At 63.9% G+C, this 16,456-nt stretch carries 14 protein-coding genes; 7 read left to right on the plus strand and 7 right to left on the minus strand.

The genetic code is table 11. The features are described from left to right. Positions 1 to 219 precede the first annotated feature (219 nt). Together Q1Y33_RS04045 and Q1Y33_RS04050 are read left to right on the plus strand one after the other, a co-directional pair. Complete coding sequence (locus Q1Y33_RS04045) at positions 220 to 2,451, plus strand: inorganic phosphate transporter (RefSeq protein WP_300798468.1); 2,232 nt, start codon at positions 220 to 222, stop codon at positions 2,449 to 2,451. A gap of 3 nt (positions 2,452 to 2,454) precedes the next feature. Further along, complete coding sequence (locus Q1Y33_RS04050) at positions 2,455 to 3,018, plus strand: DUF4924 family protein (RefSeq protein WP_300798469.1); 564 nt, start codon at positions 2,455 to 2,457, stop codon at positions 3,016 to 3,018. 120 nt (positions 3,019 to 3,138) lie between these two features. On the opposite strand, the gene Q1Y33_RS04055 is transcribed toward Q1Y33_RS04050, so the two are convergent. Both Q1Y33_RS04055 and rpmH read right to left on the minus strand, forming a co-directional pair. After that, positions 3,139 to 3,636 carry a GNAT family N-acetyltransferase gene (locus Q1Y33_RS04055; protein ID WP_300798470.1) on the minus strand — a complete coding sequence of 166 codons (498 nt, stop codon included), beginning with the start codon at positions 3,634 to 3,636 and terminating at the stop codon, positions 3,139 to 3,141. A gap of 118 nt (positions 3,637 to 3,754) precedes the next feature. Continuing rightward, entirely contained in the window at positions 3,755 to 3,916 is a 162-nt protein-coding gene (gene rpmH / locus Q1Y33_RS04060) for a 50S ribosomal protein L34 (RefSeq protein ID WP_295908153.1), read from the minus strand. 181 nt (positions 3,917 to 4,097) lie between these two features. On the opposite strand from rpmH, the gene murA reads away from it, so the two are divergent. The 3 genes from murA (at position 4,098) to Q1Y33_RS04075 (ending at position 7,793) form a co-directional block, all read left to right on the plus strand. Continuing rightward, a complete protein-coding gene (gene murA / locus Q1Y33_RS04065; RefSeq protein WP_300798471.1) occupies positions 4,098 to 5,417 on the plus strand; it encodes a UDP-N-acetylglucosamine 1-carboxyvinyltransferase in 1,320 nt (439 codons plus the stop codon). Positions 5,418 to 5,534: 117 nt separating this feature from the next. Next, positions 5,535 to 6,107 carry a thymidine kinase gene (locus tag Q1Y33_RS04070; RefSeq protein WP_300798472.1) on the plus strand — a complete coding sequence of 191 codons (573 nt, stop codon included), beginning with the start codon at positions 5,535 to 5,537 and terminating at the stop codon, positions 6,105 to 6,107. Positions 6,108 to 6,350: 243 nt separating this feature from the next. After that, the gene (locus Q1Y33_RS04075) at positions 6,351 to 7,793 is read left to right on the plus strand and encodes a sulfatase (protein ID WP_300798473.1); all 1,443 of its coding nucleotides are present in this window, start codon (positions 6,351 to 6,353) and stop codon (positions 7,791 to 7,793) included. Positions 7,794 to 7,985: 192 nt separating this feature from the next. Here the strand turns inward: Q1Y33_RS04075 and Q1Y33_RS04080 are convergent, their stop codons facing one another. From Q1Y33_RS04080 to Q1Y33_RS04095, 4 genes are read right to left on the minus strand one after another with little or no spacing between them, the layout of a single operon-like run. Continuing rightward, positions 7,986 to 8,921, minus strand: a complete 936-nt coding sequence (locus tag Q1Y33_RS04080) for a hypothetical protein (protein ID WP_300798474.1) — start codon at positions 8,919 to 8,921, stop codon at positions 7,986 to 7,988. A 35-nt stretch (positions 8,922 to 8,956) separates the two neighbouring features. Beyond that, on the minus strand, positions 8,957 to 9,754 hold the full coding sequence (locus tag Q1Y33_RS04085) for a DUF3108 domain-containing protein (protein WP_300798475.1): 798 nt from the start codon (positions 9,752 to 9,754) through the stop codon (positions 8,957 to 8,959). 45 nt (positions 9,755 to 9,799) lie between these two features. After that, positions 9,800 to 11,908, minus strand: coding sequence for an ATP-dependent DNA helicase RecG (gene recG / locus Q1Y33_RS04090; protein WP_300798476.1), 2,109 nt, complete (start codon positions 11,906 to 11,908; stop codon positions 9,800 to 9,802). Between the two features lie 44 nt (positions 11,909 to 11,952). Continuing rightward, positions 11,953 to 12,270, minus strand: a complete 318-nt coding sequence (locus Q1Y33_RS04095) for a radical SAM-associated putative lipoprotein (protein ID WP_300798477.1) — start codon at positions 12,268 to 12,270, stop codon at positions 11,953 to 11,955. Positions 12,271 to 12,338: 68 nt separating this feature from the next. Between Q1Y33_RS04095 and ispG the strand changes: the two genes are divergently transcribed. Continuing rightward, a complete protein-coding gene (gene ispG, locus Q1Y33_RS04100; RefSeq protein ID WP_300798478.1) occupies positions 12,339 to 13,832 on the plus strand; it encodes a (E)-4-hydroxy-3-methylbut-2-enyl-diphosphate synthase in 1,494 nt (497 codons plus the stop codon). A gap of 12 nt (positions 13,833 to 13,844) precedes the next feature. Next, positions 13,845 to 14,450 (plus strand): WbqC family protein, encoded by a 606-nt coding sequence (locus Q1Y33_RS04105; protein ID WP_295906731.1) that lies wholly within the window; start codon positions 13,845 to 13,847, stop codon positions 14,448 to 14,450. Here the strand turns inward: Q1Y33_RS04105 and Q1Y33_RS04110 are convergent. Then, positions 14,368 to 16,398 carry a glycoside hydrolase family 2 TIM barrel-domain containing protein gene (locus tag Q1Y33_RS04110; protein WP_300798479.1) on the minus strand — a complete coding sequence of 677 codons (2,031 nt, stop codon included), beginning with the start codon at positions 16,396 to 16,398 and terminating at the stop codon, positions 14,368 to 14,370. The genes Q1Y33_RS04105 and Q1Y33_RS04110 overlap by 83 nt on opposite strands. Positions 16,399 to 16,456 lie beyond the last annotated feature (58 nt).

The following is a 16,456-nucleotide window of genomic DNA, read 5'->3' on the forward strand; positions in this document are numbered from 1 at the left end:
ACTTTGTGTCCCGCCCGCTTTGCTGCCACCCTGCCCGGTTCCGGAGGCCGGCCGTCCCTCCCGAACGCTGCGCCCCGGGCCGGCGGCATGCCTTCGGCGGGTGTCCCGGATCACGATATTGTCCCGGCAGTGTTAAATTAATGTTAACAATGGGTGTCAAAACCGTTTCATCGGAAAAATTGGCGTAACTTTGTTCAAAGTTTGCACCAACACCTTCACATGAGCGAAATCTACACCGTCATCATCGGCATTCTGGGTGTCCTCGCCATTTCGGGTCTCTTCGTCGGCGTAACGAACGACGCCGTCAACTTCCTGAACTCCGCAATCGGCTCCAAGGCCGCATCCATGAAGGTCATCCTGCTGGTCGCCTCCATCGGTATCCTCATCGGCGTCGTGACGTCGAGCGGCATGATGGAGGTCGCACGCAGCGGCATGTTCAACCCCGGGCTCTTTACGTTCCACGAGGTCATGATGCTCTATCTGGGCGTGATGTTCGCCAACGTCATCCTGCTCGACCTCTACAACTCCTGGGGACTTCCCACCTCGACGACCGTCTCGCTGATCTTCTGCCTGCTCGGTTCGGCCATCGCCGTGTCGATCTACAAAATCTCGAACGACCCGACGCTGGGCATCGGCGCCCTGGGCGAGTACATCAACACCTCGCGGGCCATGGGTATCGTCTCGGCGATCCTCCTCTCGGTGGTTATCGCCTTCACGTGCGGCACCATCGTGATGTACGTCTCGCGCCTGATCTTCTCGTTCCGCTATACGGTGCCGTTCCGCCGCTACGGAGCCCTCTGGTGCGGCGCCTCGCTCACCTCGATCGTCTATTTCGCCCTCTTCAAGGGGCTCAAGACGGTCCTTGCGGGCCACGCCTTCATCGAGTTCATCGACCGGCACCTGCTGCTCGCGCTCTTCGTCTGCTGGGGCGTCTGCTCGCTGCTGCTCTTCTTCATCCAGCGGCTGAAGATCAATATCCTGCGCATCACGATCCTCTCGGGCACCTTCGCCCTGGCCCTCGCCTTCGCGGGCAACGACCTGGTGAACTTCATCGGCGTGCCGGTGGCCAGCTTCGACGCCTACTCGATTGCCCGCCACTCGGGCGACGCGGGCATGCTCATGGAGGCGCTCAACGAGAACGTCCCGGCCAACTTCCTGATCCTGCTGGCCGCGGGCGTCATCATGATCGTCACGCTCTGGACCTCGAAGAAGGCCATGCACGTCTCCGAGACCGAAATCTCGCTCTCGGCGCAGGGCGACGAGGGGCAGGAGCAGTACGGCTCGTCGCTCTTCTCGCGCACGATCGTCCGCGCGGCCCTCAACGTCAACGCCGGTGTCGAGCGGGCCATCCCGCCGCGCGTGCGCGAGTCGATCTCGCACCGCTTCGAATACGAGGATGTCGAGCACAGCGGCGCCCCCTACGACATGATCCGCGCCACGGTGAACCTCACCACCTCGGCTCTGCTCATCGCCATCGCCACGTCGCTCAAGCTGCCGCTGTCGACCACCTACGTCTGCTTCATGGTGGCCATGGGTTCGTCGCTCGCCGACCGCGCCTGGGGCCGCGAAAGCGCCGTCTACCGCATCTCGGGCGTCATGACCGTGGTGGCCGGATGGTTCATCACGGCACTGGGCGGCTTCCTGATCGCCTTCGTCGTCGGACTGGCGCTCATCTACGGCGGCATTCCGGCCTTCATCATCATCACGGTGCTCTGCGGCTGGATGCTCATCCACAGCAATTTCCGCAAGAAAGGCGACAAGGCCGCCGCAGTCCATACCGCCGCGGAGACCAACGAGGACATCATCATATCGCTGCGCGAGGAGGTCTGCGCCACGATGGAGAGTGCGACGAAGATCTACGACCGCACGCTGATCGCCGTGATGCAGGAGAACCGCAAGGTGCTGCGCGACATGGTCAAGGAGGCCAACGACCTCTTCTACCACTCGCGCGAACGCAAATACACGCTGCTGCCGACGCTCAAGAAGCTGCAGGGCAACGACGTCAATACGGCGCACTACTACGTGCAGGTCGTCGACTATCTCAACGAGATGACCAAGGCGCTGATGCACATCACGCGCCCGGCGTTCGAGCACATCGACAACAACCATGAGGGGCTCTCGAAGGAGCAGGTCAAGGACCTGATGGCCATCAACGACGACGTGGAGTCGATCTACCGGCGCATCAACCAGATGCTGCGCGAGGGCGACTTCGCCGATATCGAGACGGTGCTTTCGCTGCGCGACATGCTCTTCGAGTCGATCGCCGAGGCCATCAAGTCGGAGCTTACGCGCATCAACGAGGCCCGCTCGAACACCAAGGCCTCGATGCTTTACCTGACGATCCTCACCGAGACCAAGAACATGGTGCTCCAGTCGCGCAACCTGCTCAAGTCGCAGCAGTACTTCCTCAAGCACCGCAGCGGCCCCACGACCTGGATCAAAAAACAGTAGGAGATGGATATCGCCAAAGCCAAGCGCCGCGAGAACATCGCCGAGTACATTCTCTACCTGTGGCAGCTGGAGGACCTGCTGCGGGCGTTGCAGTTCAGTCCCGAGGCGGTCTACTCGCAGCTCATCGCGCCGCGCAGGGACCTCGAGGAGGGGCAGCGGCCCGTCTTCCTCATGTGGTACATGGACATCGCCAACCTGCTGCGCGAGGAGGGCAAGGAGGAGAAGGGGCATCTCGAGCACACGCTGCACCTGATCCGCGACCTGCATGACCTGCACCTGCAGCTGATGAAGCTGCCCGCGGGGGAGCACTACCGCCAGACCTATGCCCGGCTGGAGCCGCTGTTGCCGCGCCTGCGCGAGGTGATGGGCAATCCGGGCATGAACGACACGGAGCTCTGCTTCCGGGCGCTCTACGCCACGATGCTCTACCGCATCAAGGGCGAGGGCGACAAATCCGCCGTGACGGACACCATCGAGTTCATCTCGCCCGTGATCGGCGAGCTGGCCGCCATGTACGGCAAGGTCGAGCGCGGCGAGATCGACCTCTTCAAAGAGCGGGAGCAGTAAGCGAAGCGGAGGGGCGGAGACGAAAAGCCTCAACGGAAAAACGGGACCGGTCACAAGACCGGTCCCGTTTTGTTCGGAACAGGAGGCTTGCCGCGGTCGGACGCCGCCCGCCGGGACGGGTTATCCGATCTCCAGCCCCATGATGTAGTCGTTCATGTAGTAGCCGTTGCCGATCGGGAAGTCGCCTTCGCGCAGGCGCCGCATGCCCATGTGCTCGTAGAAGTGCAGGGCGCGGTTCTGCCGGTTGACGTTCAGCTCCATGAGGCAGCGCCCGGGATGCACGCGGCGGATGTGGGCCACGGCGTGGCGGAAGAGTGCCGCTCCGGCGCCGATGCCCTGATAGCGGGGCAGGACGTAGATCTTCTGCAGATGGAACAGGTCGGGCCCCTGCTGCTCGACGGAGAGGTAGCCGCACGGCTCGCCGTCGGTCTGGGCGATGAAGTAGCGGTGGCCCTCGTCGAGCTGGCGGCGCAGGCTCGCCTCGGAGTACATCCACTCCATCATGTAGTCCAGCTGCCCGGGGGTGAGCAGCTCGCGGTAGGTGGCGGGAAAGGCCTCGCCGGCCAGGCGGCGGATCAGGTCGATGTCATGCGCGGAAGCGTCGCGGATCGTCAGCATGGGAAACGGATTCAAAGATTTTTCGGGGAAAATAACGGAAGCCGGAAGCGGGTGGCAGTCCGGTAGTAATGAAAAAAGGCCGACATCAGCCGGCCTTTGTTTCATTCGCGCGCGAGAATTAAGCGTACTTGAACGTCGACTCGTCCGAGACGGTCAGCTTCTTGCGGCCTTTTGCACGACGTGCAGCCAGCACCTTGCGGCCTTCCGCCGTAGCCATACGCTTGCGGAAACCATGCTTGTTGATTCTCTTCCGGCGCGAGGGCTGGTAAGTTCTCTTCATTGCCATAGCTGTATCCTTTTTGTTGTTTCAGACATTTTTACGGATTGCAAAAGTACAACAAAAAAGTGATCCGCAAAAATTTTTCACGAAAATATTTCAAAATGACGGGCGAAAGCACGAAATCTTGTTAACTTTGTCAACGACCGCGACACGTTTCGCGCCAACGAACACCGCAACAGCCATGGCAATATTCAAAGTCGAAGGAGGCCACCGTCTCCGGGGCAGCATCACCCCCCAGGGCGCCAAGAACGAGGCGCTGCAGATTCTCTGTGCCACCCTGCTGACCCCCGAGCGGGTCGTCGTGCACAACATACCCCGCATTCTGGATGTCCTGCAGCTCATCGAGCTGCTGCGCCGCATGGGCGTCGAGGTCGAGGAGCTCGGCGGGGACACCTTCTCGTTCCGCGCCCGCGACATCGATTTCGACTACCTGAACACGGAGGACTACCGCCAGCGCTGCATGCGTCTGCGCGGCTCGGTGATGCTTATCGGCCCGATGCTGGCCCGTTTCGGCCGGGGATTCATCCCCCGTCCGGGCGGCGACAAGATCGGACGCCGGCGTCTGGACACCCACTTCCTCGGGCTGCAGAAACTCGGCGCCAAGTTCGACTTCGACGTCGCCGACGACTTCTTCATGGTCGAGGCCGACAAGCTGCAGGGCACCTACATGCTGCTCGACGAGGCGTCGGTGACCGGTACGGCCAACATCGTGATGGCCGCCGTGCTGGCCAGGGGGACGACGACGATCTACAACGCCGCGTGCGAACCCTACCTGCAGCAGCTCTGCAAGATGCTCAACCGCATGGGGGCCCGGATATCGGGCATCGCCTCGAACCTGCTGACCATCGAGGGCGTCGAGGCGCTGGGCGGTACGGAGCACACGCTGCTGCCCGACATGATCGAGGTGGGCAGCTTCATCGGCATGGCCGCCATGAACCGCTCGGAGCTGACTATCCGCAACGTCTCCTACGAGAACCTCGGCATCATCCCGGCGCAGTTTGCCCGCATGGGCATCCATTTCGAGCAGCAGGGCGACGACATCCATATCCCGCAGCAGGACCACTACAGCATCGAGACCTTCCTCGACGGGTCGATCATGACCATTGCCGACGCCCCGTGGCCGGGCCTGACGCCCGACCTGCTGTCGATTTTCCTGGTCGTGGCCACGCAGGCCAAGGGGGCGGTGCTGATCCACCAGAAGATGTTTGAGAGCCGTCTGTTCTTCGTCGACAAGCTCATCGACATGGGGGCGCAGATCATCCTCTGCGACCCGCACCGCGCCACGGTCATCGGCCATGACCACCGCCTGCAGCTGCGGGCCACGCGCATGACCTCGCCCGACATCCGCGCCGGCGTGGCGCTGCTCATCGCCGCCATGTCGGCCGACGGGGTCTCGACGATCCAGAACATCGACCAGATCGACCGCGGATACAAGGATATCGACCGCCGCCTGAACGCCCTCGGCGCGAAGATCACGCGTGTCGACGAGTGCAGCCGCTGATCCCGCCCCGCCGGTGTACCGCCCCGCGCCGCGCGGCACGCCGCCGTGCGGTGATTGTTGCGTGCGGTCCCGCGCGCAACGGAAAACGCAAAAGAAGCAAAACAGAATAGAGAGACTATGTTTTTGGAAAATGCCAGCCGCAAGGGCTGGATCGAAGTGATCTGCGGCTCGATGTTCTCGGGCAAGACCGAGGAGCTCATCCGCCGCCTGAAACGGGCGCAGTTCGCCCACCTGCGGGTCGAAATCTTCAAGCCCCGCATCGACGTGCGCTATTCGGAGGAGGAGGTCGTCTCGCACGACGCCAACGCCATCCGCTCGACGCCGGTCGAGTCGCCGCAGAATATCCTGCTGATGACCGCGGACGTCGACGTCGTGGGAATCGACGAAGCGCAGTTCTTCGATGCGAGCATCGTGGATGTCTGCCGGCAGCTGGCCGACAGCGGCGTGCGCGTGATCGTCGCGGGGCTCGACATGGACTATACGGGCAAGCCCTTCGGTCCGATGCCCGATCTGATGGCCACGGCCGAGTATGTGACGAAGGTGCATGCTATCTGTGTGCGCTGCGGCAACCTTGCGCACCACTCGCACCGCCTGACGGCCGACGAGAAGCAGGTGATGCTCGGTGCGCAGGACAGCTATGAACCCATCTGCCGCCACTGCTTCCACGAACTGGTCCGCAACCGCCAGTAAGTCCCCGCGCCGGTCGCCCCGGCTCCACCGGAGTAGTTCCCGCGCCTGTCGGCAACGTTTGCGGCACCGGCAGCACCCGCATCGTCGGACTCGCCATCCGGATTCCGAACGGCCGTTTCCCTTGTGAAACGGCCGTTTTGCATGGCCGGGTGCAAAAATGGTATCCGAAAGAGCAAAAAAGGTAACTCCGGGAATCGGACTCCGGACTATCTTTGCAATGGAAACCAACTCGAATCCGCAACCATGAAAAGACTCTTTCGCATAGGCGGCGCTTCGTCTGTTCTGACGGCGCTGCTGCCGTTCAATCCGCTTTCGGCACAGCAGGTTGCAACGGAACCTGATTCCTCTTCCGAACAGCGGCCGATGAACATCATTTTCTATCTGGTAGACGACATGGGATACGGCGATCTGGGATATTTGGGCAACCGCATGGTCGAAACTCCCGCCGTTGATGCGTTCGCCGCCGAATCGTCGGTCTTCACCAACGCCTATGCGGCCCCCGAATCCTCACCCACGCGCGCGAGCCTGCTGACAGGTAAAAATCCTGCCCGGCTGCATCTTACAACCTGGATACCCCAAAAAGGTGCCCGCAAGGCCAGCGAGTACAAAGGCTGGCGCATGCCCGAGGAGGCACGGGGCGTAGCGCTTGAGGAGACACTGGTTTCGGAGGCGCTCAAGGCGCACGGCTACGACACCTGGCATATCGGGAAATGGCACATCGGGGAAGGGGAACTTTCGCCGCGCAATCAGGGCTTCGACTCCGATACGGGTTACTGGCCCTGGTCCTTCCCTCGGAGTTACTTCTCTCCCTACGGATTGCAGACGCTGCAGGACGGGCCCGAGGGGGAGTATCTGACGGACCGGCTCGCCGATGAGGCAGTCAAACTGATCAAAAATCACTCGGACCGGCCTTTTTTTCTCAATCTGTGGCACTATGCCGTGCATGAGCCGCTCCGGGCGAAAGATTCGCTGACTGCCTACTACCGGGCCAAAGGAGCTCCAGAAGAGGGTAAGAACAAGGCGGTCTACTCGGCCATGAAGCACTCCGTGGACGAGAATTTCGCCAAGATTCTGAAGGCTGTCGAAGAGGCAGGTATCGAAGAAAATACAATCATCGTCTACTTCACCGACAACGGCGGCGTGGTCAAGCATGCCGACAACGGACCGCTGCGTCAGGGCAAGAAGTTCCTCTATGAGGGTGGTATCCGCGTGCCGCTCGTGATCCGTGACCCGCGTCATCCGGGTGCCCGCCGGATCGATACGCCCGTCTCGAGCATCGACTTCTATCCCACGATGCTCGAATGGGCCGGCATCGATCCCGCCGAAGTGGATCAGCTTCTCGACGGGGTGAGCATCGCGCCGCTGCTGCGCGGCGAACCGATTGCCGACCGGGCGCTTTTCTGGCACGAGATGGGAGCTTTCGGTCATGGTCCCGCTACAGCCATGCGGCAGGGAAACTACAAACTGTTGCGCTTTTATGCCCGACCGGCTGACAAACAGTATGAGTTGTATGACCTGTCGGAGGATATCGGGGAACAGCACGACCTGTCGGCCGAGCAACCCGAGCGGGTAAAACGGATGGCCCGGGAGATGCAGCAGTGGATTCGTGAAAACGGAGCGCAACTCCCGACGCGGATCTCTCCCGATGGGGAGGGGAAGGGTCACCGAAACCGGTCCCGGCAGTAGTCTGCCGGGATGGTTGCGGCCGCTCGCTCCGGCCGCTTCCCGGAAGGTTCTGCAAAGGCAGCCATAAAAACAGCGGGCGGGAGAGGTCACTCTCCCGCCCGCTGTGTTGTTGTCTGGCGGCAGCTGGACCCCGTGATCCGGTCTCGCGGCCCGTCCACCATCGGGCGGACGAGCCCCTCCAAGAGGGCGTCGTTACCGCATGACGACCTGTGCCTGGCCGATCAGACGCCCCTCCGTGTAGAGCTCCATGCGGTAGGTGCCGGCCGCGAAGCCCGACGAGGTGAAGTAGATGCCCACCTCGAGGTCCTGATTCTGGTAGTCGACCTCACGCATGGCCGAATAGGTGAGCCGCTCGCCTTCGAATTCGAACGACGGCATCGCCTCGGTGGTCAGCACGTAGCCGTCGGGCGAGATGATGCGCAGGTAGATCGCCTTGTTCCCGGGCATCGCCAGTTCGTTGGCCGAGAGCACGAAGTCCACGCGCAGGCGCGAGGCGTTCTTGATCCGCGATACGGGTTTGCTGCGGTCGTTGAGGGCCGAGAGGCTGATGTCGCGGGCCCGGAGCACCGAGCCGACCTTGACCTTGTTGTCCAGTTCGGCGGCCTTCTCCTCGGCCATCTCGGCACGCAGGTTGGCCGACGAAATCTCCTTGCGGTAGGAGACGTTCTCGCTGATGAGTTTCTGGTTGAGCGTATTGAGCGAGTCGATCTGCCGGATGTAGTCCTTCATGGCCGTGCGCAGCGTGCCTACCTCGCGTTCGTACTGCTTGATCTTGGCGAGGTTCCACGAACGCTCCTTCTTCAGGCGCGTCATGAGCGAGTCGGCGCGTTCGCGCTCGACGGAGAGGCTGGCCGAGATCGAGTCGTTCGAGACCCGCAGGTTGTCGTAGTCGTCCATCAGGCGTCCCAGATCATTCTGGATCGAGTCGCGGTCGGCCTGCAGCAGTTCGTTGTCGAGCATCTGCTGGCGGTGGATGCTGAAATAGAGGATCGACAGCGCCACCAGAATCACCGAGAGGATGATGATGACGATGCGGTATCCGCGGATGGACTTCTCCGCATCGGGCTGTCTGCCGTAGTCGTCGTCTTCGAATTCCGAGGGGTCGTAACCCGGTCTGTTCTCTTCCATAGAAATGTCGGTTTTGCGCAAAGATAATCAATTTTTCATTTCATCAGGCTCTCAAGCGGATATTTGAGCCCCTTGTAGCTGGAAATGTAGGCCTGGATGCTGCCGATGCGCACCGGCGACTCGATGTAGAGCGGAATTTTGTTCCGGTCGTCCGAAATCCAGACCGTGAAGACCGTGCCGTCGGTGAACGAGTAGCCCTCGGTGGTACCCAGCTGGCACTCGAACTTCAGGGTCTTGAAGCGGCCCATGTTGCGGATGCGCTTCTCCTCGCGTCCGAGGTAGCGGTAGCGCAGGTGGCGGATTGTGTCCTGGAGGACCATTTGCAGCGTGGCGGGCTCGCCGACGCGGAAATCCTCCGCATTGGCCGACCGCAGGTTGAAGAAGAGCGCGATGGGGTCCATGCTCTCCGGGGTCAGCGCCATCTGCTTTTGCCGCTCGGGCTTCTGGCGGCTACGCCAGCGCGTGTAGATTACCGAGTCCTCCCAGTCGTAGACGTAGTGGCTCTGGAAGGTGTAGTCGCCTTCGCGGATGTCGCTTTCGAAGCGCTGGGGACGCAGCGACAGGGTGTCGACCCATACCGAATAGATGTCCTCGATGTTGAAGAACCAGCGGTAGGTGGGCAGCGTGCGTCCCGCGCCGACGACCTTGTAAAAACTCCGGTCGTTCGTGCGCTCCGACGAGGTAAGGACCTCGACGGCCCCGACTTCGGTGTTGGGGAACATCTTGGCCTTGTAGCTGACGCGGTAGAGCAGCTTCTCGCCCGGATGGTAGAGCTGGGCGGCGAGCGGCAGGGCCGCTGCGAGCAGGAGTATCGTGAGCAGAAGTCGTTTCATGAGGTGAGGGGGTCTTTATTTTTAACGGGTTGTTGGTCGGAAATATTACGATATGCGGGAAAAATCGATCTCTTCGCGGCCCGAATAGCGGCGGCGGAGTTCGCGCAGCCCTTCGTGTGCGGGTTGCGCGAGTGCGGGGTCCGCGGCGAGGATCTCCGCGGCGGCCTCGCGCGTCAGGGTGAGAATCTGCACGTCGGCCGTCGGATTGGCGATCTTCAGATCAAATGCCATGCCGCTCTGCAGCGTGCCGTTGATGTCGCCCGCGCCCCGCAGCTTGAGGTCGAGCTCCGCGAGGCGGAACCCGTCGTTCGTCTCGCACATCGCCTCGAGGCGTGCGCGCGACTCGCGCGAGAGCTTCTCGCCGGACATGAGGATGCAGTAGGACTGGGCCCCGCCGCGTCCCACGCGGCCGCGCAGCTGGTGGAGCTGCGAGAGGCCGAAGCGCTCGGCCGACTCGATGACCATGACCGTGGCGTTCGGTACGTCGACGCCCACCTCGATGACCGACGTAGCGACGAGAATCTGCGCCTCGCCCTCCTTGAACTGGCGCATCGACTCCTCCTTGTCGGCGGGTTTCATCTTGCCGTGGCAGATGGCCGTGATGTAGTCGGGCAGCGGGAAGTCGCGCGAGATGGCCTCATAGCCGTCCGTGAGGTCCTTGTAGTCCATCGCCTCGGACTCCTTGATGAGCGGGTAGACGACGTAGACCTGGCGGCCCTGGGCGATCTGCTGCCGCATGAAGCCGAAGAGCTTGAGCCGTGCAGCGTCGGTGTAGTGGTAGGTCTTGATCGGACGGCGGCCCGGCGGCAGCTCGTCGATGACCGAGACGTCTAGGTCGCCGTAGAGGGTCATGGCGAGCGTGCGGGGGATCGGCGTGGCGGTCATCACGAGGATGTGGGGCGGCTGCTCGTTCTTGGTCCACAGGCGGGCGCGCTGCTCGACGCCGAAGCGGTGCTGCTCGTCGATGACCACGAAGCCGAGGTTCGCGAAGCGCACGCGCTCCTCGATCAGCGCGTGGGTGCCGATGAGGATGTGGACCTCGCCCGAGGCGATCCCTTCGAGCGCTTCGCGGCGTTCGCGCGCCTTCGAGGCGCCGGTCAGGACGGCCACGCGCACCGGCATGCCGTCGAGCAGGCGGCTGATGGTAGCGAAGTGCTGGCGGGCGAGAATCTCCGTCGGGGCCATCATGCAGGCCTGGAACCCGTTGTCGACGGCCAGCAGCATCGACATCAGCGCCACGAGGGTCTTGCCGCTGCCGACGTCGCCCTGCAGCAGGCGGTTCATCTGGTATCCCGTAGCGGTGTCCTGCCGGATTTCGCGGATCACGCGCTTCTGCGCCCCCGTGAGCGGGAAGGGGAGCTTCTCGTTGTAGAAGGTGTTGAAGGCGTCGTCGACGCGCGTGAAACGGAATCCGTCGGCCTTCGCCAGGCGTGCCGTGCGGCGCGACTGCACGTTGAGCTGCACGCCGAGCAGTTCGTCGAACTTCAGCCGGTACTGTGCCTGCCGCAGCAGTTCGGGCGACTGCGGGAAGTGGATGTTGTAGTAGGCGTCGTGGCGCGCGATGAGCCCGTAGCGGGTGCGTACATCGGCGGGCAGCGGGTCGGGGATGTGCCCGCGGACCAGCGCCCAGGCGTTGCAGACGAGCTGGTACATGCCCTTCGTGCCGAACATCGTCGAGATGCGCTCGGTCGAGGGGTAGATGCCCTGCATGCCGCTCTCGGCGCGGCGCGAGAGGTACTGCTCCATGGTCTCCAGCTCGGGGTGGGCCATCGAGAGCTGGCCGCGGTAGAACGACGGACGCCCGAAGACGAGGTATTCGCGTCCGACCTCCACGCGCTTCTCGATCCACTTGATGCCCTGGAACCACACCAGTTCGGCCTGTCCCGTCGCATCCTGCACGAAGGCCGTGAAGCGGCGCTTGCGCCCCGTCCCGGCGTAGGCTGTGCCGGTCACGCGGGCGCGCAGCTGCACGAGCGTGGGGGCGTCGTCCGTGATTTCGGAGATGCGGTAGATGCGCGTGCGGTCGATGTAGCGGAAGGGGAAGTGGTCGAGCAGGTCGCCCACGGTGCGGATGCCCAGCTCCTTGTCCAGAAGCCGGGCGCGCGCCTCGCCGACGCCCGTCACGTACTTGATATCGCTCTTGAGGTTATCCACAGAGCAAATATACGAAAAAACGGGCAATCCGTATCACCGGCTCTCTATTGCTCTTCTTCTGTCTTTGCCGGAAGCGACGCATCGACGCCCGAACGGGCGAACGATCCCCGGTTCCAGCTGCCCGAAGCCTCGCCCGTGCGGTCCTCGATGCCCGGGATCGGGCTGCCCTTCTGGTCGGTGACGGAACCCTGAAGTTCAAAGTCGATCAGCGGGGTGCCGTACATGCAGACGGTGCCCTTGTCTTCGTTTTCGCAGGCGGTCGTGAAGCCGAGAGCAGGAACAGCATGAATCTGCGTTTCATAAGGGTCGGATTTTTGGGCGGTTGCGTGTGTAAATCTACTGAAAAATATCCCGGTCTGCAATTTTTTCGCGGAATTCGGGCTATCTTTGCGGTACGGAGCCCCGGCGGGCCCCGAAACCCGGAGACGACATGACAGACCTGACGAAATTCCAGCGGCGTCCGACGTGCGAGGTGCGCATCGGATGCGTGTGCATCGGCGCGGGAAACCCCGTGGCCGTGCAGTCGATGACCAATACCGACACGAACGATACGGCGGCGAGCGTCGCGCAGATCGAGCGCATCGACCGCGCGGGCGGCCCGATCGTGCGCCTCACGGCGCAGGGGCGCCGCGAGGGCGAGAATCTTGCCAACATCGTGCGGCAGCTGCGCAGCGACGGCTTCCGCACGGCCGTCGTGGCCGACATCCACTTCGTTCCGGAGGTTGCGGCCATCGCGGCGAAGTACGTCGACAAGGTGCGCATCAACCCGGGCAACTACCGCACGGAGCACGGCGAGCTGGAGGCGCTCATCGAGCAGTGCCGCGAGCGCGGCGTGGCGCTGCGCATCGGCGTCAACCACGGGTCGCTCGCCCGGCGGGTCTTCGACCGCTACGGCGACACGCCCGAGGGGATGGTCGTCTCGGCCATGGAGTTCCTGCGGGTTTGCCGCGAGCGGGCATTCGACCAGGTGGTCGTCTCGATGAAGTCGAGCAACACGCGCGTGATGGTCTCGGCCTACCGGCAGCTCGTGGCGGCGATGGAGGCCGAGGGGATGAACTACCCGATCCACCTCGGGGTCACCGAGGCCGGAAACGGACTCGAGGGGCGCATCAAGAGCGCCGTGGGCATCGGGGCGCTGCTCTGCGACGGCATCGGTGACACGATCCGCGTCTCGCTGACCGAGGCGCCCGAAAACGAGATCCCCGTCGCGCGGCTGCTCGTCGAGCACTTCGCCGACCGCCCGGGCGAGTTCCCCGTGCGGCATCCCGAGCGCTACTCGCCCTACGTCTTCCGCCGCCGCACGCAGGTCGCCGTGCCCGTCACGCACGACGAGCCGCACGAGGGCTTCCGCGTCATCGAGGCCCTCTCGGGCAACCCGACGGCCGAACTGCGGGCCGCGATTCTGAACCTCGACCGGGCGGACGAGCCCGTCGTCGTGAAGCGCCGCTACGAGGAGGCGTCGCTCGAGCGGCTGGCCGTGAAGGCGGCCGCCGACCTGGGCGTGCTCTTCCTCGACGGACTGGCCGACGGCATCTGGATCGACGCCCCGGGCCACGACGCCGCGGCGATCCGCGACGTGGAGCTGATGATCCTCCAGGCGGCGCGCGTGCGCTTCTCGCATACGGAATACATCGCCTGCCCGTCGTGCGGCCGCACGCTCTACGACATCGAGCGGACCTTGGCGGCGATCAAGTCCCGCACGTCGCACCTGAAGAACCTGAAGATCGGCGTCATGGGTTGCATCGTCAACGGCCCGGGCGAGATGGCCGATGCCGACTACGGCTACGTGGGGGCGGGCCCGGGCCGCATCACCCTCTACAGGGGACGCGAGGTCGTCGCGCGCAACATTCCGCAGGAGGAGGCGCTCGACCACCTCGTCGAACTGATCCGCGCCCACGGCGACTGGGTCGATCCCGAAGTCTGATCCGCTCCGGCCATGACGATCCTCCCCGCCGCTTACCTCCCTTCGGTCGCCTACTTCGCGGAGCTGCTCCGCGGCGACTGCCTGATCGACCTCGGCGAGCACTTCATCAAGCGCTCGGAGCGCAACCGCGCGCGGATCCTGGCCACCGACGGCGTCATGGAGCTCACCGTGCAGGTGCGCCATGCCGACCGGCCCCGCCAGCCGATGCGCGACATGCGCCTCGACTACTCCAAGCGCTGGCAGCACCAGCACTGGGGCGCCCTTGTGTCCTCCTACAGGGGGTCGCCCTACTTCGATTTCTATGCCGGGCGGTTCGAGCCCTTCTACCGCGGGCGGTGGGAGTTTCTCTGCGACTACGACCTGCAGCTCACCGAGCTGCTGTGCTCGCTGGCGGGCATCGCGATGCCTGCCGTATCGGAGCGCTACATCGAGGCGGCGCCCGGCGACCGCGACCTGCGGCCCAAACGCAGGGAGGGCCCGGCGTTCGTCGCCGAGCCCTACGTGCAGGTCTTTTCCGACCGCCTGCCCTTTCAGCCTAATTTGTCTTTTGCAGACCTTTTATTTGCAGAGGGGCCTGCATCCATCGCGGTTTTAGAACGTTGCCGATACGGAGCGTGACGCTGTCCGCAAGCCCGCCGGCATATACCCGTACCGGAACGCTCCCCGTGACCGAAACGCTGTCCGAGCGGTACTGGCACGGCGCATACTCCGTCATGGCGACCGTATCGCGCCCGACGACGAGCGTGGGCAGCCCCGCGGACGAATAGACGCGGAAGGCCTGCCGCGTCTGGTCGCGCAGACGCCGCCGCTTGTCGACCAGGTGGAGCGTCGGCTCCCGTCTGTTCCACATCGCCCGGTAGAGGTAGTAGGCATCCTTGCACGTGCGGCGGTCGATGGTCACGAGCCCCTCGCCGTTGATGCCGTAGGGGCGGCGCGCCGAGCCGTAATCGAACAGCGTGGCGATCCACGTGCCCCAGAAGAGCGAATCGTTCTGCAGGTTGCGGGCATACTCCTCGTGGAAGCGCGTCTGGTTCTCCTCGGGCATCCAGTTCTCGCGCGGCGCCGCGTGGGCCGTGTAGCTTCTGTGGCCGATGAACCCGCTGCCGCCGTAGGCGACGCCCGAGCGCAGGTGCGACCAGTTCTTCTGCAGCAGGTCGCGCCAGACCTTCACGTCGTCGGTTGAGCCGCGCTCCCAGCCCACGGTCTGCCGCCAGACGATCAGGTCGGTGATGAAGTTGATCTTGCCGTCCTGGTCGCTGCACGCCACCGTCGGCCGCGAGGGGTCCATCGCGCGGGCCGTGTCGTGGAGCCTCCGCACGTAGGGCACGGCGCTGTCGCCGCGGTTCCAGAGCCTCGAGAAGAGCCCCCACATCACCACCGAGGGGTGGTTCATGTGCTGGGCGATGATCTCCTGCAGCTGCTGCAGTCCGTTCTGCTCGAACTGCGGCGTGGCGTAGTAGGCCACATCCCCGAGGAAGGGGGCGCGGTGCAGCGGCAGGTCGATCCAGACGAGCAGGCCGAGTTCGTCGCAGCGGTCGTACAGATACCCGGCATGGGGCATGACGGCCGACCGCAGGGCGTTGGCCCCGAGGTCGAGCAGGCGGGCCAGGTCGGCGTCGCAGTCCTGCCGCGTGAACAGTCCGCCCGCAACGGTGTTGTCGTGGTAGAGGTCGACGCCGTGCACGGGCGTGCGCACGCCGTTGATCGCGAGGCCCCCGCCGGGGGTGACGGCGATCGAGCGGAATCCCGTGCGGACGGCGACGCTGTCGGTCGTCTGCTCCTCGCCGAGCGAGACCGACACGGTGTAGAGCGACGGCGAATCGGGGCTCCACAGCGCCGGGTGCTCGATGGCAAAGGGGACGAAGAGGGGCTTGCCGTCGAGCCGCACGCGCTGCCGTTTCGAGAAGACGGACTCCCCGTCGGGGGCCGTGATGCCGAGCGTCAGCGTGCAGCTGCTCTCGCCCTTCGAGGTGAGGTGTACCTCCACCTGCCCTTCGGTGCGGTCGCCGTTCACGACGGTGGGGTGTACGAGCACCCCTTCCGATCCGAAATAGAGGGGCGAGACGGCCGTGCGGTCGGTGACGATGAGCTCCGCCGGGCGGAAGATGCCGCCGTAGAGGTTCATGTCCGTCGACGTGGGCAGCACGTCGTTGCGGTAGCTGTTGCTCACGACCATGCGCAGGGCGTTGTCGGTGCCGAAGCGCACCTTGTCCGTGATCTCGAACACGAAGGCCGTGCCGGCGCCGCAGTGCGTCCCGGCGTGTGAGCCGTTGACGAACAGGTCGGCGACCGTCTGCACGCCGTAGAAGCGGACGAAGAGGCGGCGCGAGGCCCATTCCACCGGGATGTAGATGTCGTTCTGGTAGTTTCCCGTGGTTTCGAGCAGCGATCCTTCGGCGAGGGGGTCGGTGTCCCAGGTGTGGGGCAGGGTGACGTGGCGGGCGTTGTCGCTGGTGTTTTCCGATTTGAAGAAGAACCGCCACCCCTCGTTCAGGGGGATGACCTCGCGCGCGGCGGCCATCGAGCTTGCGGCCGCGAGCAGCAGAAGCAGCATGTATCGTTTCATGGCAGGGCGGATGGATATGTAGCACCGGAGGCAAAGATAGCGCAAAGCGTGCGGAACA

Source organism: uncultured Alistipes sp. (assembly GCF_949296715.1).
Lineage (GTDB): Bacteria > Bacteroidota > Bacteroidia > Bacteroidales > Rikenellaceae > Alistipes.